Raw genomic sequence first — 15,749 nt, 5'->3', positions numbered from 1 at the left:
CGCTTACAGCCCGCGGTCGAGAATCAGGCTGTGTTGCTCGCGGCTGAACGCGCTTGTCGCTACGGTTGCCAGGGTCAATGCCGCATCGCCATCCAGTGGTTGTGCCAGGGTCAGGCCGGACAGTATTTCTCTGCACGAAAGCTGGCCTTTCAATAGCGGCACCGCCATGTAGAAGTCATTGTCGAACGTCGAAGGTTCCACCACGTAGCCTGCAGGAAGCTCGCGCTTGGCATAGACGCCGCGGACCAGATTGTCGAGATAGCTGATCTCGCGGTTTGGCAGCTTGCGTCGCTGTGCGGTGGAGCCACCGCACATCTCACGCGCCTTGTGGTAAGCCGCGAACCACTCGGCGGCTTGATGGGGCAGCGTGCAGTAGGAGGAAACTGGAATGCCATCGGCTTCGATGTCGATATGACGTTCCCAGATGCGTGCGCCCTTGGCATAGGACATGAGCATCGAGCTGCTCCAGTCATGGTACTCATGGGTGGACAGGCCAATCACATGGGCCGGGTAGCGGTTGCGGAGGTAGTCGATCTGGTTAAGCTCCAGTTCGCTATCCTCGGACGGATACAGCGATACGCAATGATTGATGGCCAGCGGAATTCCGCGCTCGCTGAACTGGCGCACCACCCGATCAATCGTCTGCTCGTTGGCGCCCCCGGTGGAGATGATGGTCGGGCGGCCGGTCTTGACGATGCGTTCGATCAGCGAATGGTCGCCAAGATCTGAACTGGCGACCTTGATGATCGGAAAATCGAGTGCTTCACACAATTCAACCGAACGCTCGTCAAACGGGGTGGCCATTGCGATGCAACCGCTGGCCTTGATGGCTTCCACCAAGATCTCGAACTCCGGTATGGAGAGCTTGGTGTCCATGGTCTTTTTCACGTAGCGGATGTCGCTGCGTGTTTTGTAGTCCTTGTGCACAAAGGCATCGACGTCGCGGAACTGCAGTTTGATTGCCGCGCGCACATTGCCTGCACGGACTACCTCGGAAAACTGCCTGACAATCTCAAGTCCACGCGCAAGATTGCCCCAATGGTTGTTTGCCAGTTCCAGGACAAACAGATCTTCGAAGAATTTATTGGTGGTTTGCATGATGCAGGTTCTGATAGGGGAGAGGTGGTTGCCGGGCTCAGGCGTTGTAGGCGTAGAAAACCGCATCGAAGCTGTTGGCGCAATGCAGTCTGAGCTTGATCGTATAGTCGGGATTGATTGCGTGAATCAGCGTTGGGATGCGCCACAGATCGTCCCAGCGGTGGTAGCCGGCGATTGCGAGAAAGGGTTTGCAGGTGGCGACAAGCTCGCGGGCACCGTGCAAGGCTTCTATCTCGCATCCTTCGATATCCAGCTTGATGAAATCCACCTGCTGCCTGGAAAGGATGCTGTCGATAGCCACTACCTGTATCTGGCTGTCACCGCTGCCATCCACTGCGCAGCCCGCGCCGTTGTCGGAACGGAAACGCAGGAAGCGAACCGCATCGGAGATTCCCAGAGGAAACAGTGTTGCGGCGACGTCGATGGCAGCAACACGCGCGGCGAGCTTCTGGAAGTTTTCAGGGTCCGGCTCGAACGCAAGAACCTGCCGCGGCGAAAGATGCTGCACCGCCAGGCTGACGGTATCGCCATCAAACGCGCCGCCGTCGAGATAGATGCCGGTATTCTGCGGCAGCACGAGCTGCAGGTCGGCAGGGAAGTATTGCGGGCCGGCGGAACGTGGAAGCGCCTGATCCAGCTCATTGGCGCGCCTGAAATCCAGGATGGCATCGAATACCATGGTGCTTTCGGTATCGGCCAACAGTTTGCGTCCGTGCGCAATGGCGTCTTGCTGCGCCGCATAGGCGTGCAACGGCGCAAGCCAGTAGCGCCAACCCATCTGCGCTTCTACCAGGGCGTAGTACTGCTGCGGAACCAGGACGCGACTGAAGCCGGCGGACATGCATTGACGACGCAACTTGACGAGATCCGAATCGTCGCCGTGGTTGAAAATGCCAATCCAGACCTCGTGAGCCAGCAACGCTTGCGGGAGTTGCGCAAGTACATGCACGGGCAGTCCGCGGTGCTGGCTCGCTGCAACGTTGCTGCTGATGAACGCATGTACGCTTACACCCAGTTGCTGGCACGCCTCATGGAGCTGGCTGGCCATGCCGCCGGTGCCCATGATGACGATGCCGTCGCGCTGCGCGTGTGCGAGCGCGGCCTGGTCCGCGGGCGGGAGCGTTGAAGCCTGCGGGTTCATGGTTGCGCTGCCTGACGGATTGCGGCGGCTTGTGCACGGATCTCCTGCAGTTGCTCCACGTCCAGGAACGGGAACATGTCGTCAAGCTCCGGTGTGTGGAAAGCGCCGCTGGCGTCACGACGCGATTTGATCCGCGGTTCGAACTCCTGCCGTGGGTCAACATGCACGTGCAGCAGCATGGGACCATCGTCGACGAGCGCGGAATCCAGTAACGGCAGTTGCTCGGGTCCATGCACTGCCATCGTGCGGATGCCGTAGGCGGCAGCGAGGCGTGTGTAGTCGGGAAACTCGACGCCGCTCTGCGCGGTGGCGCCAACCACGGTGCCGAAGAAGTTCTCGTGGGTCTGACGGATCGACAGATAGCCCTGGTTGTCGAGCACGACGATCACCACATTCAGGCCCAGCGTGCGCAGGGTCTGCAGTTCCTGCACGTTCATCTGCAGGCTGCCGTCGCCAGCGAAGCAGATCACCCGGCGCTCGGGTGCCGCCAGTGCGGCGCCGATTGCGGCCGGTAGGTCATAGCCCATCGAAGCCGAGCCGGAATTGCTGAACATGCGTTGCTGCGCCTGCAGCTTGCCTACCTGGAAGGGCAGGATGCAGGCCGAGGCGTTGCCACAGACCACGATGTCGTCGGCACGTAGCTGCTGGAAGATGCGCTCGACCAAGGCGTAGGGATTGATCGAAGGCGACTGCTGCTGGGCAGGGGTGATTGCAGGGAAGCGCGAGCGCAGGCCGCGCAGCCAGCTGGCCCACGGTGCATAGTCCGGCAATACGGTGCCTTCAAGTTCGGCCTGCAGGGTGGACAGGAAGGTGCCTGCGTCGGTGTTGACGCGCAGGTCCGTGCGCAGGCTGGGCTTGTCCAGTTCGGCCTGGTCGATGTCGACATGCACGGTATAGGCGCGAGCAGCGAACGCCTCCCAGTTGTAGCTGGTCTGGCGGATGTTCAAACGTGAGCCGATGGTGATCACCAGGTCTGCGTTCTGCACCGCGAAGTTGCCGGGACGGGTGCCGATGGTGCCGGGCCGTCCGGCGAACAAGGGGTGGTCGCTGGCAATCAGGTCGTGGGTCCATGCGGTGGCCACGGGGATGCCATGGCGTTCGGCGAAGGCAAGCAACGCGGCTTCGGCGGCACCGAGCCTTACGCCGGTGCCCGCCAGAATGAGCGGGCGGTGCGCGGCGAGCAGGCGTTCGGCAATGTGCCTGCAGTCGTCGCGTAGCTGGGCGGACGGCAGTGCTGCGCCGTCATTGGCGATTGCCGGGAAGGTCAGGTCAGCGACCGTACCTTGCAGGTCCAGCGGGATGTCCAGCCAGACCGGGCCAGGCCGACCCTGGCTGGCGAGCGCGAATGCATGCGGCAGTTCCGTCTCGAGCTCGGCGAGGTCGCCGATGGCCACGGCGCGTTTGCAGACAGGCGAGGCCATCGCCACGATCGGCGCCTCCTGGTCGCCCAGCTGGCGCAGGCCTGCGATCGGCCGGTGATCCAAGGCCGTTTCGCGCTTTACCTGGCCAGACAGGACCAGCATGGGAATGGAATCGGTGAACGCGCCAAACACGCCATTCAGTGCATTGATGCCGCCAGGCCCGGTGGTCACGTTGACCACGGCGGGCTTGCCCGCAACGCGTGCATAGCCCTCGGCTGCCATCGCACAGGCCTGTTCATGGTGCATGTATGCGCAGCGCAGCCGCGGATTTGTTCCCAGTGCCTGGTTCAGGAACATGGCACCACCGCCGGTGACAGCGAACACCTGCTCCACGCCCTGATCTGCCAACCAGTCGGCAACCTGCATGGACACCGTGGGCTTCTGCGCACCGTTCATGGTTGCACGTCCAGCTGGGCGTGCGCGTTGACCAGCGTGTTGCTGATGTCGACGTGAAGTGAGGTGGGGGCTGCTCCAACGATGTCCATGGATATTCCTGCGGATGACTGGTTCTCGGGTGTCGGGCCTGGTCTGCAGTCCGACAGGTGGTGCAGGGCCGGAGAGCAGGTCAACTCGTCTTTGCGCCAGGTGACGTTGTCACGGATCACCCTTGCGGGATTGCCAGCAAGAACCGTGCCCCGGCTGAACTTGCCCGCGCTCACCGCGCGTGCGCCAACGATGCAGTCGTCGCCGATCTGGCAGCCGCCGAGCAGGAAGGCCTGGTAGCCAATCCAGACGTGATTGCCGATCCGGATGTGCTTGCCTCGATTGATGCGTTCGCCGTTGCGGGCGTCAAAGATCGGGTGCGAGTCAGTCTGCTGGAGGTGCACCTGTACCGAGACCATGCAGTCGTCGCCCAGCGTGATTTCGCCTTCATGGACATCGGCGTTCAGGGCTTCGAAGGTGCAGCGCGCACCGCTCTGGAAGCGCGCGTTGTTGCTGGCGGTCAAGCTGAAGCCGCCGGCCATCCAGGTTCCCGCCCCCAAGGCAACGCGGGAGCCATCACCCAGGAAGGTGATCTTGTTGCTGCCGTTGAAATGGCAGCCTGCGCCGATTCGCAGGCTGTTGTCGCGTGCCATCAATGGCTGCCGTCCATCCTTGCCATCGCGTCCGAAGCGGACGCTCAGCCTGGGCGGAATCTCGCCGTCCCAGGTGATGCTGTTGCCATACGCGTCCGAGTAGGGCGCTGCCAACGAGGCCACATCGATGACCGGGTAGATATCCGCGTGCACGCCACGGATGTCGTCCAGCAGGCAATGCGCAACGCCAAGTGCGGTCAGTTGCGCGCTTATCTCCGGATAGAAGGTACGAGAGGTGGTGACAATGACGAAGGGGCGATCCAGCGTGCGCAGCAGATGCGGCGCCACGTACTGGTAGCGGGGGTATCGCTGCGCGGCTTCGGGACGGTTGTCGGTGATATGGGCAGGCGCGAAATTGGCAACAAGCCAGGGCTCGACCATCTGCAGCATGTTGCCTGCACCCATGACCACGACGGTGCCCGCTTGGCGGATCTGTTCGCGCGGAATGCTGCTCGCGGGGATAGGGGCGACGTAGCTCACGCCGATACCCTGGCACGCGTCGGGATGGCCGCGCCGGCCAGACCGCTCTCGATGCAGCTGGCGGCGTGCTCAAGCTGGTCTTCGCTCAGCCCCGGCCACAGGCCGATCCAGAAGGTGTCCTTCATCACCTTGTCGGTCACCGGCAAGTCGCCGCTGACCCGGTAGTTCTGGCCCTGCATGTAAGGCTGGCGGGTCAGGTTGCCGGCAAACAGCAGGCGTGTGCCGATCTTGTGGCTGTCCAGGTGACGCAACAGGTCTTCGCGCACTACGCCGCTGCCATCACGCAGGGTGATCGGGAAGCCGAACCACGATGGGTCGCTGCCGGACGTAGCGTGCGGAAGAATCAGCTGATCGGTGCTGCCGGACAGGCGCTGATGCAGCCAGCCGAAGTTGCGCCTGCGCGCGGCGATGAAGCCTTCCAGGCGGTCCATCTGTGCCAACGCACAGGCGGCCTGCATATCGGTGATCTTCAGGTTGTAGCCGAGGTGTGAGTAGGTGTACTTGTGGTCGTAGCCTTCAGGCAGCCCGCCTAGCTGCCAGTCAAAGCGCTGCCCGCAGGTGTTGTCGGTGCCCGGCGCGCAGTAGCAGTCGCGGCCCCAGTCGCGGAATGATTCGATGATGCGCTTCAGCCGCGGCGAGCTGGTGAACACTGCGCCACCCTCGCCCATGGTGATGTGGTGGGCCGGGTAGAAGCTCAGCGTGCCGATGTCGCCAAAGCTGCCAACCAGTTTGCCGTTGTAGGTGGAGCCGAGCGCGTCGCAGCAGTCTTCGATCAACCACAGACCATGGCGGTCGCACAGCTCGCGCACCACGCCCAGGTTGAACGGATTGCCCAGGGTGTGGGCAAGCATGATCGCGCGGGTACGCGGGGTGATCGCCGCTTCGATCAGCTCGGCATTGACGTTGTAGGTGCCCAGCTCGACGTCCACGAACACCGGCACCGCGCCGCACTGGAGGATCGGGTTTACCGTGGTCGGGAAGCCGGCGGCAACGCCGATGACTTCATCGCCCTTGCCAATGGCGCGCTCGCCCAGGCGCGGTGATGTCAATGTCGAGAATGCCAGCAGGTTGGCCGAGGAACCCGAGTTGGTGGTCAGCACATTGCGCATGCCGAGGTAGCGCGCCAGCTTCTTCTCGAAAGCGTCGTTGAAGCGGCCGGTGGTCAACCAGCCATCCAGCACCGCCTCCATCATCGACTTCAGCTCGGTGCCACCGATCACCTTGCCCGACGGTGCAACCGTGCTGCTGCCGGGGACAAACGGCGAAGGCGCAAGGTAGCGGTCGGCGTATTGCCCGACCAGTTCGGCAATCTGATGGCGTAGCTGGAGTTCGTCGTGGTTCATCGCGTGCTGTTCTGGAAATCTTCGATCTGGGTGAGGGTATGGCGCTGCATGTCTTCGCCGGCCTGCCATGCCTGATGCCAGCGCACGGTCTGCGCCAGGGCCTGCGACAACGACCAGGTTGGCTTCCATGCAAGCAAGTGCCGTGCCTTGGCCGAATCCAGCGCCAGCAAGCCGGCTTCGTGCGGTTGTTCCGCGGCCTCAAGCTGCCAGCGCGCTTCGCCGGGCCAGAGCTGGGCCAGTTGCTCCACGACCGTGCCGACACTGGCGACATCCGCCGCATCCGGGCCGAAGTTCCACGCCGAATCCGCACCTTCCCGGTGCTGCAGCAAGGCCTGGGCCAACAACAGATAGCCGTGCAGGGGTTCAAGCACGTGCTGCCAGGGACGGGTTGCACCGGGGTAGCGCAGGGTGACAGGTTGCTGTTGCTGCCATTGGCGCAGGACATCGGGCAACAGGCGTTCTGGCGACCAGTCGCCGCCGCCGATGACGTTTCCAGCGCGGGCGGTGGCCAACGCGACCCCTTGGGCCTTCAGATAGGACGCGCGCCAGGAAGCACACAGCAGCTCGACGGCCGCCTTGCTGCTGCTGTAGGGGTCGTGGCCGCCCAGCGGATCCTGCTCACGGTAAGGCCAGACCCATTCGCGGTTGTCATAGCACTTGTCGGTGGTGACCACCACGACGGCGCGGACGCTGTCGCATTGACGCACGGCTTCCAGCAGATTGAGCGTGCCGGTGACATTGGTCGACCAGGTATCCACCGGCGCGCGGTAGGATTCGCGCACCAGCGGCTGCGCGGCAAGGTGCAGGATCAGCTCCGGCTGCTGTGCGTGCAGTGCTGCAGCCAGGCGCTGCGGATCACGGATGTCAGCCAGCTCGCCAGCGATCAGTTGGTCAAGGCGGGCTGCTTGCCACAATGAATCACCGCGCGGCGCGGGCAGGGCATAGCCCTGCACCTGCGCCCCCATATGCTGCAGCCACAGTGCCAGCCAGCCACCCTTGAAGCCGGTGTGACCGGTGAGCAGTACGCGGCGGCCGCGCCAGAACTCCGGGGTTACTGCCACAGCTTCCACTCCGCCTTGCCCTGCGACCAGCGCTCCTCCAGCAGGGTCTTGTCACGCAAGGTATCCATCGGCTGCCAGAAACCATGATGCAGGAAAGACATCAGCTGGCTGTCCTCGGCCAACTGCCGCATCGGCTCCTGTTCCCATGTGGTCGCATCGCCCTGGATGTAGTCGAACACACCCGGCTCCAGCACGAAGAAGCCCCCATTGATCCAGGCGCCATCGCCCAATGGCTTTTCCTTGAAGCCGCCGACCTGCGTACCGCTGATGGCCAAGGCACCAAAGCGACCGGGAGGCTGTACCGCGGTCACCGTTGCCAGGCGGCCGTGACCGCGATGGAAATCGACCAGAGCGGCAAGATCGATGTCGGCGACGCCGTCGCCATAGGTAAGGCAGAACGTGTCGTCGCCAAGGTAGTCGCGTGCGCGCTTCAAACGTCCGCCGGTAGCGGTACTGTCACCGGTATCGACCAGCGTCACCCGCCAGGGCTCGGCGTGGCGGTTGTGGATCTGCATGCGGTTCTCGGCCATGTCGAAGGTGACATCGGACATGTGCAGGAAGTAGTTGGCGAAGTACTCCTTGATCACATAGCCCTTGTAGCCAAGGCACACCACGAAATCGGTTATGCCGAAGTGGGTGTAGAGCTTCATGATGTGCCAGATGATCGGCTTGCCACCGATCTCGATCATCGGCTTGGGACGCAGGTGGGATTCCTCGCTGATGCGGGTACCCAGGCCTCCGGCAAGGATGACGGCTTTCATTCCAGTAACGGCAGGCTTCATGTGCGGGCGCGGCGATGAGTGACAGGGCGGAAGGTGCAAGATTCGTGCCGTGGAAGAGGCAGCCAGCATCACCGACGCACGTAAGAGTGCATCGCTTTGCACGGCGGAGTGGTGGGCCGGCGAGGGCTTCGCCGGCTGCGTTTACCTAGTGGCCGGTGGCTTCGACCGAATCACGCTCGATACCGTACTTGCGCAGCTTTTCCACCAGCGTGGTCCGGCGCAGGCCAAGCAGTTGGGCTGCATGGGCAACCACGCCCTGGGTGCGCTCAAGCGCTTCATTGATCAGGGTCAGCTCGATGCTGGCCATATGGTCGCGCAGGTCCAGGCCTTCGCTGGGCAACTGGTTGCCGTTGTCGGCCGCGGCGATCTTGTTGATGAGGCCGGTGGCCGCAATGGCCGGTTGTGCGGGGGCTGCCGCTGCCTTTCCAAGCAGCATCGGACGTTCGTCATCATGGTTCGCAGCCGCTGCAAGATTGGCCTGGTCGCCGCGATAGCGACTGGGCAGGTCCTGCACGCGAACGGTTCCACCGGGGTGCAGCACAGCCAGGCGTTCAACCAGGTTGGTCAGCTCACGCACGTTGCCCGGCCAGTTGTAGCTGGCAAGTGCCTGCAAGGCCTCCTGAGCGAAGCGAACCTCGCCACGGCCGGTGCGGGCGAGCTGGGTGGCGATGGTTTCCACCAGCATCGGCAGATCGCTGGCGCGCTCCCGCAGCGCGGGGACTTCGATCGGGAACACGTTGAGGCGGTAGAACAGATCCTCGCGGAACTTGCCATCGGTGATACGGGACTCCAGATCACGATGGGTCGCGGCAATGACGCGGACGTTGCAGCGGATGGTCTGGTTGCCGCCGACGCGCTCGAAGCTGCGTTCCTGCAGCACGCGCAGCAGCTTTACCTGCATAGGCAGGCTCATGTCGCCTATTTCGTCCAGCAGCAGCGTGCCGCCTTCGGCCATTTCAAAGCGCCCCTTGCGTGCGCTCAGCGCACCGGTGAAGGCACCCTTCTCATGGCCGAACAATTCGCTCTCGAGCAGATCCGGTGGAATCGCACCACAGTTGATGGCAATGAACGGACCGTCGCGGCGCGGCGAGCGCTGGTGGATGGCACGTGACACGACTTCCTTGCCGGTACCGGATTCGCCCAGCACCAATACGGTGGTATCGAAATTGGAGACCTGCTCGATCAGCTGGCGCAGCTCGGTGACCGCTGGGCTGTGCCCGGTGGGGCCGCTGTCACCGGCGTTGTCGGCCTGGTGTTCGGCATCCAGTCGCTTGAGGCTGGCACGGCGCAGCAGCGCTTCCATCTGCGCATGGCGCATCGGCTGCTCCAAGGGCCAGACGTTGGCTTCGTGCAGGCCATAGTGGCGGGAGAACGCCAACGGATCGCCTTCGGCCAGCAGGATCGGCGGTGGCAGCGATGTGCCGGCCAGCCAGGTGAAGAAGCCGGCGGCGCGGTCGGCATCTTCAAGCGTGCCAACCACCACGGCCATCCAGTCATTGCTGCGGTGCCGGCTGACGTCGATGTCCTGTGCCTCGCTGACCCAGCGCGGGTTGAAGTCCATGAACTCCAGCAGGGCCAAGGTGCGCTCGGCGCGCATGCCGTCGGCATCGATCACCAGGATGCGGGACTCACTCATCTTCTTGTACCTTCAGCCCTTCCAGGATCGGCATGACTTCCTGGATGTAGGACAGTTTGCTGACAAAGTTATCGGCACCGGCGCGCAGTGCATGTTCACGGTGTTCGGCGTCGTCGAAGTGACTGGCGATCACGATGTAGGGCGGCTGGTCCTGGGTCTTGATCAGTCGCGTGGCCTGCAGGCCGCCCATTTCCGGCATCGCCAGATCCATCAGCACCACTTGTGGGCGCAGTGTCTCGGAACGTTCAATGGCTTCCAGGCCGTTGGCGGCGCTGCCTACCACTTCCAGCCAGTCGATCTTGCGGAAGTGACGCATGGCGGCGTTGATGAAGCCTTCGTGGTCGTCGACCAGCACTACGGTGAGCTTGTTCATGGGGATCCTTGGTCTCAGCCCACACGGGCCAGCTGGGGCTTGCTGCTCTGCCGGCGACGTTCGCGGGCGGGGGCGATATCAAGCTGTTCGCGGTATTTTGCGACGGTCCGGCGTGCGATGTTCACTCCTTGTCGCGACAACAGGCCGGCAATGGCCTCGTCGGCAAGCGGGCGGGCGGCCGGTTCGGCGTCGATCAGGCGCTTGACCATGGCCTTGACCGCCTGGCCGGAGACGCTGGCGCCTTCCAGGCGCACCGCGAAGAAATGCTTCAGTTCAAACGTGCCGCGCGGTGTCTGCAGGTACTTGCCCGAGGTGATACGCGAAACGGTGGATTCGTGCATGCCGATCAGGTCGGCCACTTCCTTCAGGGTCAGTGGCGCCATCGACTCGTCGCCGTTGACCAGGAACGCGGCCTGGCGCTCGATGATGACCCGTGCGGTGCGCAGCAGGGTGTCATAGCGCATCGACAGGCCGCGGGTCAGCCAGCGTGCTTCCTGCAGCATTTCGCGCAGCGGCTGGGCTGCCTCGCCATTGCTGTCGGCGACCACGCGTTCGTAGCTGCTGTTGATCGCCAACCGCGGCGTGGTTGCAGGGTTCAACGCGACGCGCCATTGGCCATCGGCGTGCCAGGCGACCACATCCGGGATCACCGCCAGCTCCTGCTGCGGCAGCAGGCAGTCGCCGGGACGGGGCTGCAGCGACAACACCAGGCGGAACGCTTCATGGACGTCGGCAACATCGACATCCAGGGCGCGGGCCAGGGCAGGGTAGTCGTGACTTGCCAGCAGCTGCATATCGGCGTCGAGCAGGCGCTGCGCCAGATGGCGGGCCGCAACCCGGCCGGGCAGGGCGGAGAGCTGGGCCTGCAGGCATTCGCGCAGGTCCACCGCTGCCATGCCGGCCGGTTCGCCCTGCAGCAAGCGCTGGCGCAGGCGTTCAACATCGGTGCTGGTACGGTCCAGGCGGGCACTGGCCAGCTGCGTCAACTGGGCCAGTGGTGCCTGCAGGTAGCCGGCTTCATCGCAATGCTCCAGCCAGAAGCTGACAACGGCCAGATCGGCATCGTTCAACTCGTAGGCGAGGGCATTGAGGATACGCAGCTGCGGATCGCTGGACTCGCCGGCGGCAACGCGGGCCATGCGGTCTTCGTCATCGGCATTCCAGCTGGCGCCCGGCACATCCCAAAGCGTACTTTCGGGGAGTTCGTCAAACGCCGCGATCTCGGTCTGCGCAGCGTCGGTGTCGGTCGCTACCGGCGCGTCTTCCGCCTGCTCCTGCAGCTCCAGCAGTGGGTTGCTCTCCAGGGCCTGGCGGACTTCTTGTTCCAACTGCATGCCGTTGAGCTGCAGCAGTCGAATCGATTGCAGCAGTGCGGGCGTGAGATGGAGTTGCTGGCCCAGCTGGGCAGACAGTGCGGCTTTCATGCGTTTCCCCGGTGCGCCCCGGTCGATGGGCGCGTTGTGGAACGCATCTTGCGTGCTTCATGTCGGGGCGGTAATAGGTGCTGACCCTATAGCTGTCGATGGCCGCCCTACGTGCTGTAGGTGATACCCCTACATTGTGCCGATTTATTGACGCGCCTTTTGCACGAGAATTATGTAAGCCATTGATTTTAATTGAATCCGTGCGCGAGGCGACGGATTTCCGATTTCGTGACGCAGTCAGGCTTTTAGCGAGGCTGTGGCGTCAGGCAAGGTCATTTTCGTGGCGCAATGCGAGCAGGAGCAGGTCGTTGGCGCGCCGACAGCCCAGCGATTCCATCATTCGTGCCCGATGGGTTTCCACCGTCTTGATGCTGATGCCAAGATCGGCCGCGATTTCCTTGGTGGTCTGGCCGGTGCCAAGACGGCGCAGGATCTGCTTCTGCCGTGGCGACAAGCTGCCGATGCCGGTCGCGCGCTCCTTGCCCATCAAGGGCGCAAGCATCTTCGCCGAAATCTGCGGGCTCAGGAAAACCTGGCCGGCGTGGGCCGCGCGCAGCGCCAGTTCCAGTTCAGCCGGCGCAGCATCCTTGACCAGAAAGCCAACCGCACCACGGTCCAGCGCATCGCGCACATGTGCCGCATCGTCGTGCATGGACATCATCACCGCGCGCGCGTGCGGCAGCCGCTGGCGGATATCGCTCAGCGCTTCGAGACCCGAACGACCGGGCAGGGACAGGTCCAGCAGGATCAGGTCCGGAACGTGGAACAATGCCATTTCCAGCGCCTGCTCGGCATTGCTGGCCTCGGCCACCACCTGGATCCCGTCAAATGTCTGCAGCAGGCGGGTGAGCCCGGCACGGACCAGGGTGTGGTCGTCGACGATAAGAAGGCGCACAGGACCCCGGGTCATATCAGAAGGCTGCACCTTAGCGGAGCGGCGACCCAGGCGCCAGAGCACAAAGTCGCAACGAGGTCATCGGTTGCGGCGACTATCTGCAATCTGCTTGCGATGCAGGCGGAACAGGTGACGTTCAACCGCTGCCAGCAACGCATCATTCTGCGTATGCAGGCGCAGCCACAACTGCACACCTTGCGCCGTCTGTGCCTCGGCCACGACAAGAACCGGCAGTTCGATGGTGTCGGGCAGCCATTCAGCAGGCTGCAGGCTGACCACGCCCTCGGTACCCGGGGCGAAGCCGCCCAGTTGGTCACGCTGCAGCCGCAGGCCCAGGCGTGACCAGCGCAGCTGGCTGGCGGTCACGGACGGCAGTTCGCGTTGCAGCAGGCGCCCCAACAGAACCAGGGTCAGGTCCAGGCGTGCCTCCAGCCGCTGCAGTTGCTGGCTGTTGTCGCCACGCTCGTCGCTGTCATCCAGATTTCGCGCATCTTCCACCAGCGCGACGCTGCGCAGGAGCATCTCGGCGCTGCCCGGGCGGGTGATCCGGGCATTGGCTTCAAACATCACTGGCAGCGACAGCTCACAACTGAGCGTGTCGTCGAACAGCTCGGTTTCTGCAGGATGAGTGATGCCGGGGGTGTTCATGCCAGCGTTCCGGCCTGGAGATACGCGCTGGCGGCACGCGTGGATTGACGTTCGGCGCGCAGGTGCAGGGCAGCCTCGTCACGCAGCTCGCGCATCCTGTCAGCCACTGCATGCTGTTGTGCCAGCAGCGCCTGCAGCGCATCGGCACTGCCGGCTGCACCGTTGTCCTGGATGTAACTGCGCAGGCGCTGATCGTGGGTGGCGACGATCTGTTCGGCGGCAGCATGATCCTCGGCGTTGATGGCATTCTTCAGTGCGTCCAGATCCGCATGCAGGGCCTGAAGCATCTGGCTGGCGGTATCGGTCATCAGCGCGCTCCCGTGGCCGCCGGCATGGCGCGTTGTTCGGACGGGATCGCGTTCCAGGCGGATTCGATCTCACTCATGAGTGCCAAGGACTCCTGCAGGGCGTTGGCGTCATTGTTCAGATTGCCTTCGGTCAAGCGGTGCAATACGTACTCGTACAGTGCCGACAGATTGCTGGCGACATCGCCACCGGCCTCATGGTCCAGGGAGCCGTTGAGGTGACCAATGATGGCACAGGCTTCGCCGATGGCCTTGCCCTTCAAGGCCTGGTCACCGCTGGCCAGGCAGGCCTCCGCGCGGCGGATGCGCTCACCGGCGCCCTCGAGCAGCAGGGCGACCAGGCGATGGGGGTCCGCATCGACGACACGGCTGGAAACGCCGACCTTGCGGTATTGCTCGGCATAGTGGCGGTTGGCACCGTACATGTGGATGGGACTCCTTGTTGTCGGTCGCCATGTGCGTTGGGCATGGCGGCCGGGGTGGGTGATTGTCGCGGTATCGCGATTACTTGGACTTGGCTGCCAGCTGCTGCGCAAGGTAGTTGCTGGTGCTCTGCATCTGCGCAACCAGCGTGTCCATTGCAGTGAACTGCTTGGTGTAACGCTCAGCTACCTTCTCCATGCGCGCATCGAGCGCATCCAGGTCCGATTCAAGCTTCTTGATCTGCTTGTTCAGCGAGTCGGTACGCAGGGTAAGGGTGCCCTGGCTGTCCAGATTGCTCTTGAGCATGCTGGTCACGCCGCTGGACAGGCTGCCCTTGCTGCCCAGCAGGGCCTGCGCGGCGCCCGGATTCTCCGCCACGGTCTTGTCGAAGGTGGTGCTGCTGAAGCTGAGCGTGCCGTCCTTGTTGATCGCCACCCCAAGCGCTTTCAGATCAACGACATTTGCGCTGAGTTGGCTGCGCATCTGCTGCTGCAGGCCGCGGATCATGGAATCGCCGGTCAGCGTGGACGCCTTGTTGTTGGTGGCGTCGTAACTGGTCGAGCTTTTCAGCAGGCTGGTGGTCGCGTTGTAGGCGCTGATGAACGCCTGCAGGTTGATCTTCAGCGGCGAGTTGTCCTGCGCCACAGTCAGCGTGCGGGTGGTGCCGACCTCAGCCTTGCTCAGGTTGAGGGTGACGCCGGGAATGATGTCGGTAATGGAATTGCTGCTGGATTCACGCTCGAAGCCATCCACGCGGACCTTGGCATTGGTGGCGGCGGTGGTCTGGGCCATGCCACCGGCACTGCCATCCCAGGTCAACGCCGACAGACCGCCATTGCCGCCGCTGGCGCTGACCTTCAGCGCACCCTCGGTGCCGGCATTGACCGCATTCATCACCAGATGCTGGCCATCGCTTGCGGTAATGATGGTGGCGTTGACGCCCTTGCCGTTTGCGGCCGAGTTGATGGCGGCGGCAATCTCGGTCAGCGTCGCCCCCTCGGCAATATCCACGTCGAGGGTCTGGTCGTCCCACGCAAACGTCAGCTTTCCGTCGCCCACCGGCGCATCGGCAGCAAACGCGCCGGAGCTCAGCTTCTGGGTGGTTGCCAGGCTGAGCACTTCGACATTGTAGGTGCCCGCTGTTGCCAGGGTCTTGCCGGTGCTTGGATCGGTGATGATGTTGGTACTGAAGCCTGCACCTTCCGGCACCGTGGCCTTGAAGGCGCGGATATCAGCACTCTTGACCATGGCCTCCAGCGAGGACTGCAAGCCGCTCAACGAGCTCTTGATGTTGCCCAACGCCGACAGCTTGGCGGTGGCCGCCGTACCCTGGGAGTTGATGCGGTTGTCGGCAGGTTTGCGCTCGGCAGCCACCAGCTTGGCGACGATGGTGGGGATGTCGAGGCCGGAGCCAACAGCAGCGAGAGAGGAGGTGGCCATGTGTTTCCTTGGTCTAGGCTGTGGGACGCCTGCGCAGCTATCCCTTGTATCGGCACGCCTGCCCAACAACTTTAGGCAGTCGGCGACGGTTGCCGTGCTGACCATGCAAACGTTGTGCCGAAACTGCCCGGTCGCGGCCGGCAATTACAGCAAACGCAGAACCCCCGCCTGAGAGCGGGGGTTCTGGAAACGTCACCTCTGGA

General features: G+C 63.4%; 15 protein-coding genes. All 15 read right to left on the bottom strand.

The window, feature by feature from the left end; translation table 11 throughout:
* Window positions 1-3: 3 nt before the first annotated feature.
* Window positions 4-1,098: an N-acetylneuraminate synthase family protein gene (locus ACVOLQ_RS01095; protein ID WP_481526766.1), complete on the bottom strand. Its 1,095-nt coding sequence runs from the start codon at window positions 1,096-1,098 to the stop codon at window positions 4-6.
* Between the two features lie 37 nt (window positions 1,099-1,135).
* Complete coding sequence (locus ACVOLQ_RS01090; protein ID WP_313172122.1) at window positions 1,136-2,239, bottom strand: FkbM family methyltransferase; 1,104 nt, start codon at window positions 2,237-2,239, stop codon at window positions 1,136-1,138.
* On the bottom strand, window positions 2,236-4,056 hold the full coding sequence (locus tag ACVOLQ_RS01085) for a thiamine pyrophosphate-binding protein (protein WP_481526765.1): 1,821 nt from the start codon (window positions 4,054-4,056) through the stop codon (window positions 2,236-2,238). Before ACVOLQ_RS01085 ends, ACVOLQ_RS01090 begins: the two co-directional genes overlap by 4 nt.
* Window positions 4,053-5,216 carry an acyltransferase gene (locus ACVOLQ_RS01080; RefSeq protein WP_481526764.1) on the bottom strand — a complete coding sequence of 388 codons (1,164 nt, stop codon included), beginning with the start codon at window positions 5,214-5,216 and terminating at the stop codon, window positions 4,053-4,055. Before ACVOLQ_RS01080 ends, ACVOLQ_RS01085 begins: the two co-directional genes overlap by 4 nt.
* Entirely contained in the window at window positions 5,213-6,559 is a 1,347-nt protein-coding gene (gene rfbH, locus ACVOLQ_RS01075; RefSeq protein WP_481526763.1) for a lipopolysaccharide biosynthesis protein RfbH, read from the bottom strand. Before rfbH ends, ACVOLQ_RS01080 begins: the two co-directional genes overlap by 4 nt.
* Window positions 6,556-7,620 carry a CDP-glucose 4,6-dehydratase gene (gene rfbG / locus ACVOLQ_RS01070; protein WP_481526762.1) on the bottom strand — a complete coding sequence of 355 codons (1,065 nt, stop codon included), beginning with the start codon at window positions 7,618-7,620 and terminating at the stop codon, window positions 6,556-6,558. Before rfbG ends, rfbH begins: the two co-directional genes overlap by 4 nt.
* Window positions 7,611-8,381 (bottom strand): glucose-1-phosphate cytidylyltransferase, encoded by a 771-nt coding sequence (gene rfbF, locus ACVOLQ_RS01065; RefSeq protein ID WP_313492820.1) that lies wholly within the window; start codon window positions 8,379-8,381, stop codon window positions 7,611-7,613. Before rfbF ends, rfbG begins: the two co-directional genes overlap by 10 nt.
* A 166-nt stretch (window positions 8,382-8,547) precedes the next feature.
* Window positions 8,548-10,038: a sigma-54 dependent transcriptional regulator gene (locus tag ACVOLQ_RS01060; RefSeq protein WP_481526761.1), complete on the bottom strand. Its 1,491-nt coding sequence runs from the start codon at window positions 10,036-10,038 to the stop codon at window positions 8,548-8,550.
* Window positions 10,031-10,411, bottom strand: a complete 381-nt coding sequence (locus ACVOLQ_RS01055; RefSeq protein ID WP_313172108.1) for a response regulator — start codon at window positions 10,409-10,411, stop codon at window positions 10,031-10,033. The genes ACVOLQ_RS01060 and ACVOLQ_RS01055 overlap by 8 nt, the downstream gene beginning before the upstream one ends.
* A gap of 14 nt (window positions 10,412-10,425) precedes the next feature.
* Entirely contained in the window at window positions 10,426-11,835 is a 1,410-nt protein-coding gene (gene rpoN / locus ACVOLQ_RS01050; protein WP_313172107.1) for an RNA polymerase factor sigma-54, read from the bottom strand.
* Window positions 11,836-12,097: 262 nt separating this feature from the next.
* Window positions 12,098-12,730, bottom strand: coding sequence for a response regulator (locus ACVOLQ_RS01045; RefSeq protein WP_313492855.1), 633 nt, complete (start codon window positions 12,728-12,730; stop codon window positions 12,098-12,100).
* Between the two features lie 78 nt (window positions 12,731-12,808).
* Window positions 12,809-13,378, bottom strand: a complete 570-nt coding sequence (locus ACVOLQ_RS01040; protein ID WP_313172105.1) for a PilZ domain-containing protein — start codon at window positions 13,376-13,378, stop codon at window positions 12,809-12,811.
* Window positions 13,375-13,686, bottom strand: coding sequence for a hypothetical protein (locus tag ACVOLQ_RS01035; RefSeq protein WP_313172103.1), 312 nt, complete (start codon window positions 13,684-13,686; stop codon window positions 13,375-13,377). Before ACVOLQ_RS01035 ends, ACVOLQ_RS01040 begins: the two co-directional genes overlap by 4 nt.
* Window positions 13,686-14,108 carry a flagellar export chaperone FliS gene (gene fliS, locus ACVOLQ_RS01030; protein WP_313172101.1) on the bottom strand — a complete coding sequence of 141 codons (423 nt, stop codon included), beginning with the start codon at window positions 14,106-14,108 and terminating at the stop codon, window positions 13,686-13,688. The genes ACVOLQ_RS01035 and fliS overlap by 1 nt, the downstream gene beginning before the upstream one ends.
* A 79-nt stretch (window positions 14,109-14,187) precedes the next feature.
* Window positions 14,188-15,546 (bottom strand): flagellar filament capping protein FliD, encoded by a 1,359-nt coding sequence (gene fliD / locus ACVOLQ_RS01025; RefSeq protein WP_481526760.1) that lies wholly within the window; start codon window positions 15,544-15,546, stop codon window positions 14,188-14,190.
* Window positions 15,547-15,749: the final 203 nt, after the last annotated feature.

The sequence above is a fragment of the Stenotrophomonas sp. STEN031 genome (assembly GCF_056759975.1).
This window is presented reverse-complemented; position numbering and strand designations above follow the sequence as displayed.